The following is a 16,669-nucleotide window of genomic DNA, read 5'->3' as shown; positions in this document are numbered from 1 at the left end:
GCCATGAGCCAGGACACCGACAGCACCCAGCAAGCCTCACCAGGACAGAGCACGCAAGGGAAGGCCGCCGAGCACAGCACCCGCGGAGCCTATGTAACAGGCGGAGCGGAATTCAACCGGGACACCAACTACATCGAGGACCGCATTACGAAGGACGGCGCGCCGGGCCCCAACGGGGAACCGGGCTGGCCGGTGGAAGCTGGGCGCTACCGGCTGATCGCGGCCCGTGCCTGCCCCTGGGCGAACCGGACGGTCATCGTCCGCCGGTTGCTTGGCCTGGAAGAGGCCATCTCACTGGGACAACCCGGGCCCACCCATGACGCACGGTCCTGGACCTTTGACCTGGACCCAGGTGGCGTGGACCCCGTCCTCGGTATCGAACGCCTGCAGGAGGCCTACTTCAAGCGCTTCCCCGGCTATCCCCGCGGCATCACCGTGCCGGCGCTGGTTGACGTAGCCAGCGGAGCGGTGGTCACCAACAACTACCCCCAGATCACGCTGGACTTTTCAACGGAATGGACAGACTTCCACCGCCCGGGGGCACCGGACCTCTACCCGGCGCATCTGCGGGAGGAGATCGACCAGGTCAACAAGCGCGTGTTCACGGAAGTCAACAACGGGGTCTACCGCTGCGGCTTCGCCGGCTCCCAGGAAGCTTATGACGCAGCGTATGCACGCTTGTGGGCGGCCTTGGATTGGCTGGAGGACCGGCTCTCCGGGCAGCGGTTCCTGGTGGGTGACACCATTACGGAAGCTGATGTCCGGCTGTTCACCACGCTTGCACGTTTTGATGCGGTGTACCACGGGCATTTCAAGTGCAACCGGCAAAAACTCGCAGAGATGCCTGCCCTGTGGGGCTACGCGCGGGACCTCTTCCAGACCCCCGGCTTCGGCGACACGATCGATTTTGTGCAGATCAAGCAGCACTATTACATCGTCCATGAGGACATCAATCCCACGGGAATTGTTCCTGCAGGCCCGGACCTGGGCGGGTGGCTCGAGCCGCATGGCCGGGAGTCCCTGGGCGGACGCCCCTTCGGGGATGGGACGCCGCCTGGGCCGGTCAAGGAAGGGGAAGAAGTAGCGCCCGGCCATGGTGCGCAACCAGCCCAAGTCTAAGTGGGCAGTAAACGCTTTCCGGCTAGACTTGCCGCATGCATAAACCTGAGGGCTTCACAGCGCCCGGATACGGCAGCGTACGGGACCTGTTCGAATCATTCCTGCTTGAGGATCCCCGCTACAGCGCGCAACTTTCCGCATATAAAGACGGGTCGCCGGTGGTGGCCCTCACGGGTGGGCCGGACATGTCCGCGGACACCGTGACGGGTGCGTACTCCTGCTCCAAGGGCGTCGCGGCCATGGTCATCGGACTCCTGGTGCAGGACGGCCTGCTTGACCTGGACCGGACCGTAGCCCACTACTGGCCGGAATTCGGTGTCCACGGGAAGGACCGGCTCCTGGTCCGCGAGGCCTTGTCCCACCAGGCCGGACTCCTGGGAATCGAAGGCGGGTTCGGTCTCGACGAGTTCACCACGCCGGCTGCCGCAGCCCGGCTCGCCGCTGCGGCTCCAGCCTGGCAGCCTGGCCGGCAGTTCGGCTACCACGCCCTGACCATCGGCGTCATCATGGAGGAGTTGTGCCGCCGGACAGCCGGTCAAACCCTGCAGGAGATCTACGTGCGGCGGATTCGGGCTCCGTTCGCCATCGACTTCTACCTGGGACTGCCCGAAGGGCAGGAGCACCGCTTCCGGGACGTGCAGTACTCCCCCGACCTGGAGCAGCCCTGGCTCGATCCGCTCAGCCTGGAGGGATTGAACAGCAATGCACCGGTGAGCACCATCATGGAGCTTCCCAACATCCGCGCCGTACGGTCCGCGGGGATGTCCGCCGCAGGCGGCGTTGGAACAGCGGAGGGCCTGGCACGCCTCTATGCGGCTGCCACCACCGGGGCCGAGGGAGGGAAGGCTTTCCTCACGCCCGCGACTGTCGGGCAGATGTCCCGGGAACAGGTGTGGGGGCTGGACCGGTCCTCCGGGCTGGACAATGCCTTCGCCGTCGTTTTCATGAAGCCGCACCCTTCGCGGAATTTCGGCAGCCACCGCGCCTTCGGGCACGAGGGCGCCAACGCTGCGCTTGGCTTCGCAGACCCGGCGTACGGCCTGGGTTTCGGATACATTCCGCGTCGGCAGGAGGACGGCAGGACTCCTGGACGGGCCCACCGCCTCGCTGCCGAAGTGCGCCGTTCGGCCGCGGCTTTGTCCTGAGATGCGCTGACCAGGTGCTTCCCCCGGCGCTCTGACCAGTAGCTTTGGCCGCGGATGCCGGAGCGCACTAGTGTGAAGCGGATGGTCAAGTCTCAAGCACGTCCGGATGTCCGGTGGGCCAGGGGGACCCTTTTACTCAAACACGCAGTGTCAGGGCTGTCAGCGGCTTTTGCAGCGCAGCGGCTGCAGCTGGCGGCCAAAGCGGCACTGGCAGCCGGGCTGGCATTTTTCATTGCCCCGCTGATGCCGGGAGCAGCAGCCAACTATCCCTACTACGCCCCGCTGGGTGCGCTGGTTGTGATGTACCACAACGTGGCCGGCTCGGTCCGGCAAGGCATGCAGGCCCTTGCGGGGCTGGCCATGGGAATCGGACTGGCCTTCGTGCTGGTCAATATCACCGATCCGTCACCGCTTGCCGTGGCCCTCATCATGGGGATCGGCGTCCTGCTCGGCGGACTTCCGGGGGTGGGTTCAGGCAGTGACTGGATTCCGACGGCGGCCCTGCTGGTCCTGCTGGTGGGCGGCAGCAATCCTGACGACTTCTCCTTCGGCTACCTGCTGCAGATGGGGGTGGGGGTAGCAGTGGGAATCGCAGTCAACTTCCTGGTTTTCCCGCCGCTTCACCTCAGCGCGGCGGCTGCAAGCCTCGACGAACTGCGGCTTGCCCTCGGCAGGCAGCTCACTGACATGGGGGTGGCCCTCAAGGAGGACTGGCCGCCCAAACACGAGGACTGGTCCCGCCGCTCAGACGAACTGGCGGCAGCGGCGCGTTCGGTCCGCCACCTGGTCAAGGAGGCGGACGCGAGCCGGCGGGCGAATCCCCGGCGCAAACTGCATCCGCACGACCTCGACCGTGACTACCGCGACCTGCGCGAGCTGGAGCGCGTGACCTTCCACATCCAGGACATCACCGATGTTCTTTCGGACGTGATCTGGGACGACGATGCGCCGTACACCGTGCCGCTGGAGGACAACGGCCCGCTTGCGGACACGCTGATCGCAACCGGTGACCTTATGCGCTCCTTCAGCGAGGACGATGGCGAGACCCAGGCGGAACGGTTCCGGGCTGCCGAAGGGACGCTGGAAGCCCTCATGGCCGCCACCGCCGACAGGCAGGCCGGGCAGGGCATGGTGCCCGCATCCGAATCGGTGCTCCTGAGCCTCCACAGGATCCTGCGCGCCCTCCGCCCGGCATCCTGAACAGCCCGCCAGGGATGCTGAACAGGCTACCCGGCGGTTGGTTAGAGCGGGCAGACAGAACCGCTGAAGTGGCGGCGCCCGGAGCGCGGATTCCACGCGACGAAATCGGACCGGCCCCAGGACCCTTCGCTGCCCTCCACGGTGCTGATCTCCAGCGCCACCCGGCTGGGGAGAAAGACCGGAGCGTCAAAATCAACCTCCCAGGCAAAGGCGTCACCACGGGACGGACCCACGTCGGCGAGCGCCCTGGCCGCAAGGTACATGCCGTGGGCAATGGAACGGCGCATGCCCAGTGCCTTGGCGGAGAGAACGCTGAGGTGGATGGGATTGAAGTCACCCGATACAGCCGCATAGGCGCGCCCCGTGTCGACGCCAAGCTGCCAGACAGCTGTGGGGTCCGGAGCCTCGAAATCGGGACGTGCCGGGACGGGTGACGGCTTGTCGATTCCCGGCAGGAAAACTCCCTTGGCAAGGTAAGTGGAAACTCCCAGCCAGCAGAGTTCCGAGGTGCCGCTGCGGCGGACCGCGGCGACGACGTCCACCTGTGTTCCCGCCCTGTGCCCACGCAGGTTCTCCACGTGGGCGGCCACGTCCAAAGTGTCCGAGAAGAGCAGGGGGGCATGCTGCTGCACTTTGTTGCGGAGGTGGATCATTCCGAGCAGGGGCAGCGGAAAATCGTCCCTGTTCATCACGCTCATGGCCAGCGGGAAGGCGAGCGCGTGGATGAATCCAGCGGGCAGCACGTCGCTGGCGGTTTCCCCAATGAGGTGCTGGTAGGCGGTGAGGGTGGCAACGTCCACCGTGACACCGCGTACTTCGTGGCTCTCCGCCGGAAGGGTTGACCCGTCATGGTTGCCCAACAGCCTCCGGCGTGCCGCCTGGGCCGCGGCATTTACGTACAGCTTGGACAGCGACGGCATCTCGCCCAGGATCACTGGCTGGGTGGAGGTCATGCCCCCACCATGTTCTGTCCGCAGACCCGCAGCACTTCCCCATTGATTCCCCCGGCCGCGTCACTTGCCAGGAATGAAATGGCCTCCGCTACGTCCGAGGGCAGCCCGCCCTGCTGAAGCGAGTTCAGGCGCCGCCCCACCTCGCGAATGGCAAAGGGAATGCGCGCCGTCATCTCGGTTTCGATGAACCCGGGCGCCACAGCGTTGATGCTTCCGCCCTGCGCGGCCAGGAGCGGAGCGGTGGCCCGGATCATGCCCATGACCCCTGCTTTCGATGCCGCGTAATTCGTCTGCCCCCTGTTGCCGGCGATGCCGCTGGTGGACGCGACTGAAACGATCCGCGGTGATTGCCGGAAGTGTTCCGAGGCAAGCAGGGTTTCGTTGATGCGAAGCTGTGCTGCGATATTGATGCCGATGACGGAATTCCACCGTGCCTGGTCCATGTTGGCCAGAAGCTTGTCCCGGGTGATTCCGGCATTGTGGACCATGATGTCCAGCCGCCCGTGGCGCTGGGCGGCGTGCTCAATGATCCGTTGGCCGGCATCGTCCCTGCTGATGTCCAGCTGCAGGGCCGTCCCCCGGACCTCATTGGCCACGGCGGCCAGCTGGTCTCCCGCAGCGGGGACGTCGACCAGGATGAGGGTAGCCCCGTCGCGGTGCAGTGTCCGGGCAATTGCTGCGCCTATGCCGCGGGCTGCTCCGGTCACCACGGCAATCTTTCCTGCCAGGGGCTTTTCAATGTCCACGGAACGGTCCCCGGCGGTGGTGGAGACGGTGAGGAACTGCCCGTCCACAAATGCGGACCGGCCGGACAGGAAGAACTGCAGGGCTGCCACCGAGCTTGGACTCGTGACCTCCACCCCGTCACGCAGGACGATGCCGTTGCCCGTGGCGCCGGCCCGCAGTTCCTTGGCCAGCGACCGCAGGAATCCGTCCACGCCCTGGCGGGCAGCGGCCGCGGCCGGGCTGCTTGCCTCCGACGCCGGCCGGGAGATGGTGATGACCCGGCCGCCCGGGGAAAGGTCGCGCAGCGATGCTGCTGCGGACAGCACGGGCTTTTCCAGGTCTTCCGGTCGGGCCACTTCATCAAGCACCAGGATGACCGCGCCCAGCTTTTCACGCGGCACGGCATGCCTCCTGACATCAAGGTCCCAGGAGAGCAGCTCTTTTGCCAGGCCGTCCGCCCCCAAAGTGCTTCCCTGGACCAGGATGGGGCCCGTGATCAACGGCTGTCCCGGCTGGTAGCGGCGGAGGAGGGCCGGCTGGGGCAGGCCAAGCTTCCTGGCCACGGTCCTGCCCGGGCCCTGGCTGACAAGTTGGGTGTATTTATCCGTCATCGGTCCCCCTACAGTGATTCGAGAATAGCGACGACGCCTTGGCCGCCTGCTGCACACACCGACACCAGGCCGCGTACGGGGCGCCCTTCACTCCGGGCCTTGGCATGCAGTTGCTTGGCCAGCGAAGCTACGATCCGTCCGCCGGTCGCGGCGAAGGGATGGCCAGCCGCCAGCGATGAGCCATTAACGTTCAGCCGGGACCGGTCGATGCTGCCAAACGCGCCATCCAGGCCGAGCCGGCTCTTCCCAAATTCCTCATCTTCCCAGGCGGCCAGGGTGCTGAGGACCGTGGCCGCAAAGGCCTCATGGATCTCAAAGAAGTCGATGTCGGCGAGGGTGAGCCCCTGCCGGGCCAACAGCCGGGGCACGGCGAAGACGGGAGCCATCAGCAGGCCGTCCTTGCCGTGGACAAAGTCCACGGCGGCCGCTTCCGCGTCCACCACGGCGGCGAGCTTGGGCAGGTCATGGGCGTCCGCCCAATCCTCGGATGCCAGCAGTACCGTGGAGGCCCCATCCGTCAGCGGGGTGGAGTTTCCTGCCGTCATCGTGGCATCCGCACCGAGGTTCCTGCCGAAAACGGGCTTGAGGCCGGCCAGCTTCTCCGGCGAAGTGTCCGCACGGAGGTTGCCGTCGCGCACCAGTCCCCGGTACGGCGTGACCAGGTCGTCGAAGAATCCGGATTCGTACGCCGCGGCCAGGTTCCGGTGGCTCTTGTAGGCCAGTTCATCCTGTGCCTCGCGCGTAATCTTCCACTGTGCCGTGGTCAGGGCCTGGTGCTCCCCCATTGAAAGTCCTGTCCGGGGCTCAGCCGTACCAGGGGCCAGCGGAGCCAGGTCCTTGGGGCGGAGCCGGCTCAGCACCTGCAGGCGCTGGGGAAGGGTTTTGGCGCGGTTGAGGTCCAGGATCACTTCCCGGAGCCCCTCGCTGACAACGATGGGGGCATCCGATGCAGAGTCGACGCCGCCGGCGATCGCTGAATCAATTTGGCCCAGCTTGATCTTGTTGGCAAGGCCCACCACGGTTTCCAGGCCAGTGGCGCATGCCTGCTGCAGGTCGTAGGCGGGCGTCTCAGCCGAGAGCGCCGAGCCGAGGACAGCCTCGCGGGTGAGGTTGAAATCCCTGGAATGCTTCAGTACTGCGCCCGCCGCTACTTCCCCGATTCGTTCATCCTGCAGCCCGAACCTCGCGATCAGCCCATCCAGGGCGGCGGTCAGCATGTCCAGGTTCGAGGATTTTGCGTAAGTTCCGCCGGCGCGGGCGAAGGGAATCCTGTTTCCCCCCACGATGACTGCCTTGCGGGTGTCAGGAATGGACTGTCCGTCAATGGACATGGGTATCTCCTCGGGTCACGTGCGGTTACCGATACCCAGCGTACCTGATACGCTGGGTATCGTGAACATCCACCCACCAAGCCCCGCCCTGCCCGGGGCGCCCGTGCCTGCCGGCACGCCGTCGGACGGCCGTTCCTCCCGCTGGCAGAACCACAGGGAAGAACGCCGGCGGGAGTTGATCAAGTCCGCGCGCCGCGCTGTGCACGGCCTGGGCAGCGACGCCTCCATGGAGGAGATCGCTGCTGCCGCGGGAACCTCCAAGTCGGTGTTCTACCGGTACTTCGGCGATAAGGCCGGGCTGCAGCAGGCAGTGGGCGAAGTGGTCCTCAGCCAGATGCAGCGCCGGATCCAGGAAGCGGCCCAAAGCGCCCATACTCCGCGTGAAGGACTGTTGGCCATGGTCTCGGCCTACCTCCAGATGGCGGAGACCAGCCCGAACGTCTACACGTTCGTCACCCGCTACGGCAGTGGTGATCCCGAGGGGTCTCCGGCGTCCGGCTCGGTCTCGGGAGCGCTGGGACACTTCTTTGACGCGGTGGCGGAAATGATCGCCACCCCCATGCGGTCCCATCTGGGTGACGGCCGGGAGGCCGTTATCGGGTACTGGCCCAAAGCCGCTATCGGACTGGTACGGAACGCAGGAGAACAGTGGCTGGGAACCCCGGATTCCCCATCGAAGCCGGACCAGGAGGCCATGGCACGGCAAATCACGGCGTGGCTGTGCGTGGGCATCGCCCCCGAGCTTTCCGCGGCTGCGCGGACCTGACGGTTGGCCCGGACAGAGCGCAACACCCAGGCCAACACCGCAAGAACCAACAGCATCTCAAGAAACCACAGGCACCTGTCAGAACCAACGAAGGACATTGACATGACTGAAGTAGTGGACCGCCCCGCAGGCAAAGGGCAGCGACCCGCAGCATCCAGCACCGTACCCGCGACAACCCAACCCGTTGTGGATGTCGAAGCGCTTGGCCGGCAGCTGCTGGGCAAGTGGGCTGCGGTCCGGGTCCAGGCCCGGGACCTTGCTGCCCGCCCCGAGCTGCATAAGATCGAGGGCCTGACGCACACCGAGCACCGGACCAGGGTTTTTGGCCAGCTCAAATACCTCGTGGAGAACGAAGCGGTGCACCGCGCTTTCCCCACCGCCCTGGGCGGTTCGGATGACCACGGCGGCAACATCGCCGGCTTCGAGGAACTTGTGGTGGCCGACCCCTCTCTGCAGATCAAAGCCGGCGTACAGTGGGGGCTTTTCGGCTCCGCCGTCATGCACCTTGGCACCGCCAAACACCACGCGAAATGGTTGCCGGGCATCATGAACCTGGACATCCCGGGCTGCTTCGCCATGACCGAAACGGGACACGGCTCGGACGTGGCCAGCATCGCGACGACGGCCACCTACGATCTATCCACTGAGGAGTTCGTAGTGCACACCCCCTTCCGGGCCGCCTGGAAGGACTACATCGGAAACGCCGCGATTGACGGCCTGGGAGCCGTGGTGTTCGCCCAGCTCATCACGCGGGGCGTCAAGCATGGCGTCCACGCCTTCTATGTGGACCTGCGCGATCCGGAAACCAAGGAGTTCCTGCCGGGCATCGGGGGCGAGGACGACGGCGCCAAGGGCGGACTGAACGGCATCGACAACGGCCGGCTGCACTTCACCAACGTCCGGATCCCCAGGACGAATCTCCTGAACCGTTACGGCGACGTGGCCCCGGACGGTACGTACACCTCCCCCATCGCCAGCCCCGGCCGCCGGTTCTTCACCATGCTGGGGACTCTGGTCCAGGGCCGGGTGTCGCTGGACGGCGCCGCCGTGGCAGCATCGAAAGTGGCCCTGCAGGCTGCCGTCCGCTACGCCACCGAGCGCCGCCAGTTCAACGCGTCCTCCCATACAGACGAGGAAGTCCTGCTCGACTACCAGCGGCACCAGCGCCGCCTCTTCACCCGGCTGGCCACCACCTACGCCGCCGGCTTCGCCCATGAGCAGCTGCTGCAAAAGTTCGACGACGTCTTTTCCGGCGCCCACGACACCGACGCCGACCGCCAGGACTTGGAGACCCTTGCCGCCGCCCTCAAAGCCCTCAGCACGTGGCATGCGCTGGACACACTGCAGGAGTGCCGTGAGGCCTGCGGCGGCGCCGGCTTCCTGATCGAAAACAGGTTTGCATCGCTGCGGGCGGACCTTGACGTCTACGCGACGTTCGAGGGCGACAACACCGTGCTGCTGCAGCTGGTGGCCAAGCGTCTCCTGGCCGACTACGCCAAGGAGTTCCGGAACGTGGACTTCGGCGTGTTGGCCCGTTACGTGGTGGGCCAGGCAACCGGGGCCGCGATCCACCGGACGGGCCTGCGCCAGGTGGCACAGTTCATGGCAGACACAGGCTCGGTGCAGAAAGCTGCAATCGCACTGCGTGACGAGGAAGGCCAGCGGGCCCTCCTCACGGACAGGGTCCAGACGATGGTCGCCGAAGCGGCGGCCGCCCTCAAAGGCAGTAACCGGCTTTCCCAGGAACAGGGCGCTGCCCTGTTCAACCGGCACCAGAACGAACTCATTGACGCCGCCCAGGCGCACGCCGAGCTGCTCCAGTGGGAGGCATTCACGGACGCGCTGCGAGAGGTGGAGGACAGCGGCACCCGGATAGTCCTGACGTGGCTCCGCGATCTTTTCGGCCTGTCCCTGATCGAGAAGAACCTCTCCTGGTACCTCATGAACGGCCGCCTTTCCATGCAGCGGGGCCGCACCGTGGGCGAGTACATCAACAGGCTGCTGGTGAAGATCCGGCCGCACGCGCTGGACCTCGTGGACGCCTTCGGCTACAGCGGGGACCATGTGCGGGCCGCGATCGCAACCGGCGCGGAGAAGCAGCGGCAGGACGAGGCGCGTGCCTACTTTCGCAGCCAGCGCGCCAGCGGCGGAGCCCCGGTGGACGAGAAATTCCTGCTGGCCAGGACTGTCCCGGGCAAGCGCAACTGACGTCCCCGGCTGCCTGAACGACGACGGCGCCGCTCCCCTCACGAGGGAAGCGGCGCCGTCGTACGAGCGTCAGGAACAGTCAGCTGGATGCCGGCAACACCGAGCGGTACACCTCGAGGGTGGTTTCGGTGATTGACTCCCAGGAGAAATGCTGCTCCGCCCGCAACCGGCCGGCCTTCCCCATGGCGCGGGCCCGCTCCGGGTCCGTCACCACTTCGGTGAGGGCTGCCGCGAACTCGGTGACGAACTTTTCCGGGTCCAGGGGCGTACCGGTACCGTCGGTCACCTGTTCAAGCTCCACAAGGAGGCCGGTCTGGCCGTGCTCCACCACCTCCGGGATGCCGCCGGTCGCGCTGGCCACCACCGCAGCGCCGCACGCCATCGCTTCGAGGTTCACGATGCCGAGCGGTTCGTAGATGGAGGGGCAGGCAAAGGCGGTGGCGTGGCTGAGCACCTGGATGAGCTCGTTGCGCGGCAGCATGCGCTCGATCAGCACCACGCCCGTGCGCTGGCTCTGCAGGTCCTCAATGAGGCGGGCCGTTTCCGCGGCCAGCTCGGGAGTGTCCGCCGCTCCCAGGCAAAGGACCAGCTGGACGTCGGCGGGCAGCTTCGCCGCAGCCCGCAGGAGGTAGGGAACGCCCTTCTGTCGCGTGTTCCTGCCCACAAAAACCACGCTGGGCTTGGCCGGGTCGATGCCCAGGGCGCGGACGGCGTCGTCATTCTCGTCACGTTGCCACAGCTCGACGTCGATGCCGTTGTGGACCACCCGGACCTTTTCCGGATCGACGTCCGGGTAGCTGCGCAGGATGTCCTGGCGCATGCCCTCCGAGACAGCAATGATGGCTGCCGCAGCCTCATACGCGGTTTTCTCCACCCAGGACGAGAGGGCGTACCCGCCGCCGAGCTGTTCAGCCTTCCAGGGGCGCAGCGGTTCAAGGCTGTGCGCGCTCAGTACATGCGGGATGCCGTGCAGCAGCGAGGCAAGATGCCCTGCCATATTGGCGTACCAGGTGTGCGAATGGACCAGGTCCGCACCTTGCACGTCCGGGACAATGCGCAGGTCCACGCCAAGGGTCTGAACCGCCGGGTTCGCCCCGCCCAGGTCCTCCGGCACCTGGTAGGACGTTACGGTGGCGCCATGATAGTCGGTGTCCCGCGGAGCCCCAAAAGCACGAACCTGCAGGTCAACGTGCTTACTAAGCACCCTGCTCAATTCGGCTACGTGGACTCCGGCGCCACCGTAGATCTCGGGCGGAAACTCTTTAGTCACAATGTCTATTCGCACAAGACCCAAGGTAGTCCTTCACGCATAACTGTTCTAGTGTGAAGGAGTCCGGGCATGCCGGACTGTCTTGGGGAGTTACGAAGGCGTACAGGAGCGACCATTATGCCGTTGAACAAAAAAGTCCTGGCCATTGTCCTTGCAGGCGGCGAGGGAAACAGGCTGATGCCACTGACGGCAGACCGGGCCAAACCTGCTGTGCCCTTCGCCGGGAGCTACCGCCTCATCGACTTCGCGCTGTCCAACCTGGTGAATTCGCGCTACCTGCAGATCGTGGTGCTGACCCAATACAAGTCACACAGCCTGGACCGCCACATCTCGGAGACCTGGCGCATGTCCACCCAGTTGGGTAACTACGTAGCTTCCGTACCCGCGCAGCAGCGTGTGGGCAAGAGCTGGTTCCTGGGCAGCGCCAACGCCATTTACCAGTCCCTGAACCTGATCCATGACGCCAATCCGGACATCGTGGTGGTGGTCGGTGCGGACCACGTGTACCGGATGGACTTTGCCCAGATGGTGGAGCAGCACGTCAACAGCGGCGCCAAGGCCACGGTGGCTGCCGTCCGCCAGCCACTCCACATGGCCAACCAGTTCGGCGTCATTGAAGTGGACCAGGACGATCCGCAGAAGATCGCCGCTTTCGTGGAAAAGCCTGCCACCACCCCCGGCCTGGCAGCCGACCCCTCCCAGTTCCTCGCCTCCATGGGTAACTACGTCTTTGACGCCGACGCCCTGGTGGCCGCGCTCCACGTGGACGCCGAGCGCCTGGACACCAAGCACGACATGGGCGGGGACATCATCCCCTACTTCGTCAACCAGGGTGAGGCCGGCGTGTACGACTTCACGCTGAACGAGATTCCCGGCTCCACGGAACGGGACCGCACCTACTGGCGGGACGTGGGAACCATTGACTCCTTCTACGACGCCCACATGGACCTGATCTCCCCGCTGCCGGTCTTCAACCTGTACAACTCCGAGTGGCCCATCTACACCCGGCAGAGCATCTCCCCGCCGGCCAAGTTCGTCCGCGGCAAGAACAACACGGTTGGCACCGCCCTGGACTCGATCGTCTCGAACGGCGTGGTGATTTCCGGCGGCATCGTGGAAGGCTCCGTCCTGTCCAACGACGTCTATGTTGCCACCAGCAGCCGGGTCATCGACTCCGTCCTGATGGACAAGGTGCAGGTGGGCGAAGGTGCCGTGATCAACCGGGCCATTATCGACAAGAACGTCAAGGTACCGGCAGGCGCCGCAATCGGCCTGGACGCCGACCTGGACCGCGCCCGCGGATTCAAGGTAACCGACTCGGGCATCACCGTGCTTGCCAAGGGACAGGCCGTCCCGGAGCCCGGCGACGAGGAACGCCAGCTCGCTGCCCGCAACCTCCACCTGGTTCCGAACGCCGTCAAGGCTGCGGCGGAGCAGTACCCGGAGCTGCAGGAGTCAGTGGACAAGGTGGCCGAAACCCATGCCGCCGCAGCTGCGGACTCAGGCACCGGGGCGCGGATCTCCTAGCGGGTAATACCCGGCCGGGATTAAAGGGGCAGCACCAGCCTGTAAAATTGGGCTGGTGAGCTCCCCCGATCTGACCCCTGAGGAAATCCAGGCCTGCCTCAAGGTCCTGAACACCATTCATGCATATGACGAGGAGCACCCGGACTACGTTTCCGTGCGCCGTGCCACCGGGAAGATGTTCAAGGCCGTCAAGCGGCACCGCAGGGTTACCAAGCGGGACCTCATCTCCGAGGCAGACCGTGCCGTGCTGGCCCAGACGGCCACTGCGGCGCCGGACCGGATCGACGACGAAACCCGCGGCAACAAGCTCGCGCCGTCCGCCACCGGCAAGGTTGCAGGCCACCTTATCCGCTCGCGGCCCTGCTATATCTGCAAGCAGCACTACACGCAGGTGGACGCCTTCTACCACCAGCTGTGCCCGGAGTGCGCCGCCTTCAGCCACAGCAAGCGCGATGCACGCACCGACCTCACGGGCAGGCGCGCCCTCCTGACCGGCGGCCGGGCCAAAATCGGGATGTACATTGCGTTGCGGCTCCTCCGCGACGGCGCGCACACCACCATCACCACCCGGTTCCCCAAGGATGCGGCCCGCCGGTTCGCGGCGATGGAGGACAGCGCTGAATGGCTCCACCGGCTCCGGATCGTGGGCATCGACCTCCGCGATCCCGCCCAGGTCATGGCCCTGACGGATTCGCTCAACGAAGCCGGCCCGCTGGACATCATCATCAACAATGCCGCGCAGACCGTCCGCCGTTCCGGCAACGCCTACAAGCCGCTGGTGGACGCTGAGGACGAGCCGCTGCCGGCCGCCCTGGAACGGGCCAACGGCGGGCCCGAGCTGGTGACCTTCGGCCATGCCCACGACAAGCACCCCCTGGCCCTGGCCAGCAGCGTCACCGAGCATCCTGTCCTCGCCGGAGACGCCATCACGTCGCTTGCCCTGTCCACAGGATCGGCATCCCTGGAGCGCATCGCCTCCGGCACGGCCATCGACGCCGGCGGGCTGGTCCCGGATCTGGCCACCATCAACAGCTGGACCCAGGTGGTGGACGAGGTGGACCCGCTGGAGATGCTTGAAGTCCAGCTCTGCAATGTCACGGCGCCGTTCCTGCTGGTCAGCCGGCTCCGGGCCGCCATGAAGCGCTCCACCGCCCGCCGCAAGTACATCGTGAACGTCTCCGCCATGGAGGGGCAGTTTTCCCGTGCCTACAAGGGTCCGGGCCACCCCCACACGAACATGGCCAAAGCTGCGCTGAACATGATGACCAGGACCAGCGCGCAGGAGATGCTGGACAGCGACGGCATCCTGATGACGGCGGTGGACACCGGCTGGATCACGGACGAACGGCCGCATTTCACCAAGGTCCGGCTGATGGAGGAAGGATTCCACGCCCCCTTGGACCTGGTGGACGGGGCCGCCCGGGTCTACGATCCCATCGTGATGGGCGAGAGCGGCGAGGACCAGTACGGCGTGTTCCTCAAGGACTACAAACCCAGCCCCTGGTGAGGGTAAGCTCGCGGCATGAGCGCCGAACCATCATCTGAAGTGCAGAACCTCGAACACCACGAGTGCTGGGCAATGCTCCGGACTGTCTCCGTCGGCCGCCTGGCCATCACCGCGGGCGGGCGGCCGGACATCTTCCCCATCAACTACACGGTGGACAGGGGAACCCTGGTGTTCCGCACCAGCGAAGGAACCAAACTTTCCGGCGCGTCAGAAGATGCCGCGGTGGCGGTGGAAGCCGACGGTGTGGACCCGGACACCGGACTGGCCTGGAGCGTCGTCGTTAAAGGTACGGCCGCCGTCGTCACCGGCACGGAACAGGTCCTGGACACCACCCAGCTCTACCTGTTTCCCTGGCAGGCCGGAAGGAAGGACGTGTTCGTCCGCATCACGCCGGACAGCGTCACCGGCCGCCGCTTTAAGGTCACGGAGCCGCTGACCTGGTGGACCCAGCTCAGCGGCGCCGTCACGACGTCCCAGGAGTAGCAACCGGCCGGCCTGGCCGGGTCAGGCGAGCTGGGTGATCTCCACGCTGACGTTCAGTGCCGACCCGCCGCCGCCGGACAGAATGCCCTTCAGAGGGGACACGTCCCTGTAGTCCCTGCCCCTGGCAACCGTGACATGGAAGTCGCCGGCGGGCTTGTGGTTGGTGGGGTCCCAGCTCCGCCAGTCGCCGTCCCACCATTCCAGCCAGGCGTGCGACTGTCCGGCCACGGTTTCACCGACGCCCGCGCTGGAACGCGGGTGCAGGTAGCCGGAGACGTAGCGGGCCGGAATACCGCAGCTGCGCAGGGCACCGATCGCCAGATGGGCCAGGTCCTGGCAGACACCCTGGCGCTGGCCCCAGGCCTCTTCGGCGTTGGTGGTCACCGCGGTGGAACCTGACATGTAGGTCATTTCGCCACGCATCCATTCGAAGACCGCCATGGCGGCGTCGTGCGGGTTCTTTCCGGACACCACCCCGGGGATGAGGCCCAGGACCTCGTCGCCGGGGCCGCTCAGCCTGGACTGGGGCAGCCAGTCGCTGAAGGTGTTTAGCGTCGCGGGAGAGGCAAGGACGTCCCAGCCCACGATGTCCTGTTCCGACGGGATCTTCTCGGCCCGGTGCACTTCCACCGTGATGTTGGAGACAACTTCAAGGTGCTCGTGCGGCATCTGCATGTCGAAGGCCGTGACCCTGGTCCCCCAGTAGTCCCGGTAGGTGCTCACGGCGGCCTGCGACGGCGAGACCTTGACCACGGATTCCAGCACCACCTGCTGGGAATCCGTGAGCGGTGTCATCCTGGACTCGTTGTAGGACAGCGTGACGCGCTTGTTGTACTTGTAGGCCGTCTTGTGAACGATGCTCAGCCGGGTCATGAAACTTCTCCCACCCAGGCAAGTTCGTCCGCCTGATTGAAGTACTTACGGGAAATCGCGTCCGAGGCCTGGGACACGGCCTTCTGCACGCGCTCCATGTGTTCGGGCAGCTCGGACATGAGGTCATCCGTCCGGTGGAACTCCAGGAACGTCCGGGCCTGCCCCACGATGCGGCGGGCGTCGTTGATGAAGCCCACCCGCTGCGCGGAGGGGTCGAGCTTGGCCAGGCACTCGTCTGCGTCGCGCAGGGCGTACACGATGGACCGGGGAAACAGCCGGTCCAGCAGCAGGAACTCCGCCGCGTGCTGGTCGCCGAAGGCCGCCCGGCGGGTCCGCAGGAAGGATTCGTAGGCGCCGGCGCACCGGAGCATGTTGACCCAGGACATGCCCGCGGACAGGACGTCGCGGGTGGAAAGCATCCGGGCGGTCATGTCGGCACGTTCCAGGGAACGCCCCAGGACCAGGAACAGCCAGCTTTCATCGTGGCTGACGGTGGTGTCGGCCAGGCCGCTGACCATGGCGGTGCGTTCCAGGGTCCAGTTGCAGAACCGGTAGGTCCCCACCACGTCCTTGCGGTGCTGGCTGAGCCCGTAATAGGTGGTGTTCAGGCTCTCCCACAGGCCGGAGGACACCGTCTCCCGGGCGCGCCGGGCGTTCTCCCGCGCGGCGCCCAGGGAACCGGCGATGGAGGTGGCACTGGTTTTGTCGTACGCCAGGGCGTGCAGCAGCTCAGGCAGCCCGAAGTCCTCGCTCTGCGGCCGGGCGCCCATGACCGCCAGGAGTTCCTGTGCGACGCTTTTGCGCTCCTCCATGGGGAGGTGGTTCAGGCGTTCCAGGTGGACGTCCAGGATGCGGGCAGTGCCGTCGGCCCGCTCCACGTAGCGGCCGATCCAGAAAAGGGACTCGGCAATTCGGCTAAGCATTCGCGGCTACCTCCTGCGGTCCCGGGA

14 protein-coding genes are annotated in these 16,669 nt (G+C 66.0%); 8 read left to right on the top strand and 6 right to left on the bottom strand.

From position 1 onward, the window contains the following. The first annotated feature begins 3 nt into the window (after positions 1–3). The 3 genes from ASPHE3_RS09240 to ASPHE3_RS09230 all read left to right on the top strand — a co-directional run bounded on the left by ASPHE3_RS09240 (position 4) and on the right by ASPHE3_RS09230 (position 3,464). Positions 4–1,119, top strand: coding sequence for a glutathione S-transferase family protein (locus ASPHE3_RS09240; RefSeq protein ID WP_013600958.1), 1,116 nt, complete (start codon positions 4–6; stop codon positions 1,117–1,119). A gap of 35 nt (positions 1,120–1,154) precedes the next feature. Further along, positions 1,155–2,264, top strand: coding sequence for an EstA family serine hydrolase (locus ASPHE3_RS09235; RefSeq protein ID WP_013600957.1), 1,110 nt, complete (start codon positions 1,155–1,157; stop codon positions 2,262–2,264). A 147-nt stretch (positions 2,265–2,411) separates the two neighbouring features. Continuing rightward, positions 2,412–3,464 carry an FUSC family protein gene (locus ASPHE3_RS09230; protein WP_013600956.1) on the top strand — a complete coding sequence of 351 codons (1,053 nt, stop codon included), beginning with the start codon at positions 2,412–2,414 and terminating at the stop codon, positions 3,462–3,464. Positions 3,465–3,505: 41 nt separating this feature from the next. Here ASPHE3_RS09230 and ASPHE3_RS09225 read toward each other — a convergent pair whose 3' ends face one another. From ASPHE3_RS09225 to ASPHE3_RS09215, 3 genes are read right to left on the bottom strand one after another with little or no spacing between them, the layout of a single operon-like run. Continuing rightward, positions 3,506–4,417: a MaoC/PaaZ C-terminal domain-containing protein gene (locus tag ASPHE3_RS09225; RefSeq protein WP_013600955.1), complete on the bottom strand. Its 912-nt coding sequence runs from the start codon at positions 4,415–4,417 to the stop codon at positions 3,506–3,508. Beyond that, complete coding sequence (locus ASPHE3_RS09220) at positions 4,414–5,754, bottom strand: 3-oxoacyl-ACP reductase (protein WP_013600954.1); 1,341 nt, start codon at positions 5,752–5,754, stop codon at positions 4,414–4,416. Before ASPHE3_RS09220 ends, ASPHE3_RS09225 begins: the two co-directional genes overlap by 4 nt. A gap of 8 nt (positions 5,755–5,762) precedes the next feature. Beyond that, on the bottom strand, positions 5,763–7,085 hold the full coding sequence (locus tag ASPHE3_RS09215; protein WP_013600953.1) for an acetyl-CoA C-acetyltransferase: 1,323 nt from the start codon (positions 7,083–7,085) through the stop codon (positions 5,763–5,765). 61 nt (positions 7,086–7,146) lie between these two features. Between ASPHE3_RS09215 and ASPHE3_RS09210 the strand changes: the two genes are divergently transcribed. Further along, on the top strand, positions 7,147–7,851 hold the full coding sequence (locus tag ASPHE3_RS09210; protein ID WP_375153923.1) for a TetR/AcrR family transcriptional regulator: 705 nt from the start codon (positions 7,147–7,149) through the stop codon (positions 7,849–7,851). Positions 7,852–7,953: 102 nt separating this feature from the next. Continuing rightward, a complete protein-coding gene (locus tag ASPHE3_RS09205; RefSeq protein ID WP_013600951.1) occupies positions 7,954–10,059 on the top strand; it encodes an acyl-CoA dehydrogenase family protein in 2,106 nt (701 codons plus the stop codon). 79 nt (positions 10,060–10,138) lie between these two features. Here the strand turns inward: ASPHE3_RS09205 and glgA are convergent, their stop codons facing one another. After that, positions 10,139–11,344 (bottom strand): glycogen synthase, encoded by a 1,206-nt coding sequence (gene glgA / locus ASPHE3_RS09200; RefSeq protein ID WP_041652060.1) that lies wholly within the window; start codon positions 11,342–11,344, stop codon positions 10,139–10,141. Between the two features lie 102 nt (positions 11,345–11,446). On the opposite strand from glgA, the gene glgC reads away from it, so the two are divergent. The 3 genes from glgC to ASPHE3_RS09185 are packed head-to-tail and all read left to right on the top strand — an operon-like array spanning position 11,447 to position 14,846. Then, positions 11,447–12,856: a glucose-1-phosphate adenylyltransferase gene (glgC, locus tag ASPHE3_RS09195; protein WP_013600949.1), complete on the top strand. Its 1,410-nt coding sequence runs from the start codon at positions 11,447–11,449 to the stop codon at positions 12,854–12,856. Between the two features lie 55 nt (positions 12,857–12,911). After that, positions 12,912–14,363 carry an SDR family NAD(P)-dependent oxidoreductase gene (locus ASPHE3_RS09190; protein WP_013600948.1) on the top strand — a complete coding sequence of 484 codons (1,452 nt, stop codon included), beginning with the start codon at positions 12,912–12,914 and terminating at the stop codon, positions 14,361–14,363. A gap of 15 nt (positions 14,364–14,378) precedes the next feature. Beyond that, entirely contained in the window at positions 14,379–14,846 is a 468-nt protein-coding gene (locus tag ASPHE3_RS09185; protein WP_041652059.1) for a pyridoxamine 5'-phosphate oxidase family protein, read from the top strand. A 21-nt stretch (positions 14,847–14,867) separates the two neighbouring features. Here ASPHE3_RS09185 and ASPHE3_RS09180 read toward each other — a convergent pair whose 3' ends face one another. Both ASPHE3_RS09180 and ASPHE3_RS09175 read right to left on the bottom strand, forming a co-directional pair. Beyond that, positions 14,868–15,719 carry a transglutaminase family protein gene (locus ASPHE3_RS09180; protein ID WP_013600946.1) on the bottom strand — a complete coding sequence of 284 codons (852 nt, stop codon included), beginning with the start codon at positions 15,717–15,719 and terminating at the stop codon, positions 14,868–14,870. Beyond that, a complete protein-coding gene (locus ASPHE3_RS09175; RefSeq protein ID WP_013600945.1) occupies positions 15,716–16,642 on the bottom strand; it encodes an alpha-E domain-containing protein in 927 nt (308 codons plus the stop codon). The genes ASPHE3_RS09180 and ASPHE3_RS09175 overlap by 4 nt, the downstream gene beginning before the upstream one ends. Between the last annotated feature and the right edge of the window lie 27 nt (positions 16,643–16,669).

The sequence above is a fragment of the Pseudarthrobacter phenanthrenivorans Sphe3 genome, assembly GCF_000189535.1.
GTDB lineage: Bacteria > Actinomycetota > Actinomycetes > Actinomycetales > Micrococcaceae > Arthrobacter > Arthrobacter phenanthrenivorans.
Note: the sequence above shows the minus strand (reverse complement) of the source record. Positions and strands in the feature narration are given on the sequence as shown.

Coding starts and splice junctions, on each gene's coding strand:
- ASPHE3_RS09240 (WP_013600958.1), top strand. CDS start 4: ATGAGCCAGGACACCGACAGCACCCAGCAAGCCTCACCAGGACAGAGC.
- ASPHE3_RS09235 (WP_013600957.1), top strand. CDS start 1,155: ATGCATAAACCTGAGGGCTTCACAGCGCCCGGATACGGCAGCGTACGG.
- ASPHE3_RS09225 (WP_013600955.1), bottom strand. CDS start 4,417: ATGACCTCCACCCAGCCAGTGATCCTGGGCGAGATGCCGTCGCTGTCC.
- ASPHE3_RS09220 (WP_013600954.1), bottom strand. CDS start 5,754: ATGACGGATAAATACACCCAACTTGTCAGCCAGGGCCCGGGCAGGACC.
- ASPHE3_RS09215 (WP_013600953.1), bottom strand. CDS start 7,085: ATGTCCATTGACGGACAGTCCATTCCTGACACCCGCAAGGCAGTCATC.
- ASPHE3_RS09205 (WP_013600951.1), top strand. CDS start 7,954: ATGACTGAAGTAGTGGACCGCCCCGCAGGCAAAGGGCAGCGACCCGCA.
- glgC (WP_013600949.1), top strand. CDS start 11,447: ATGCCGTTGAACAAAAAAGTCCTGGCCATTGTCCTTGCAGGCGGCGAG.
- ASPHE3_RS09185 (WP_041652059.1), top strand. CDS start 14,379: ATGAGCGCCGAACCATCATCTGAAGTGCAGAACCTCGAACACCACGAG.
- ASPHE3_RS09180 (WP_013600946.1), bottom strand. CDS start 15,719: ATGACCCGGCTGAGCATCGTTCACAAGACGGCCTACAAGTACAACAAG.
- ASPHE3_RS09175 (WP_013600945.1), bottom strand. CDS start 16,642: ATGCTTAGCCGAATTGCCGAGTCCCTTTTCTGGATCGGCCGCTACGTG.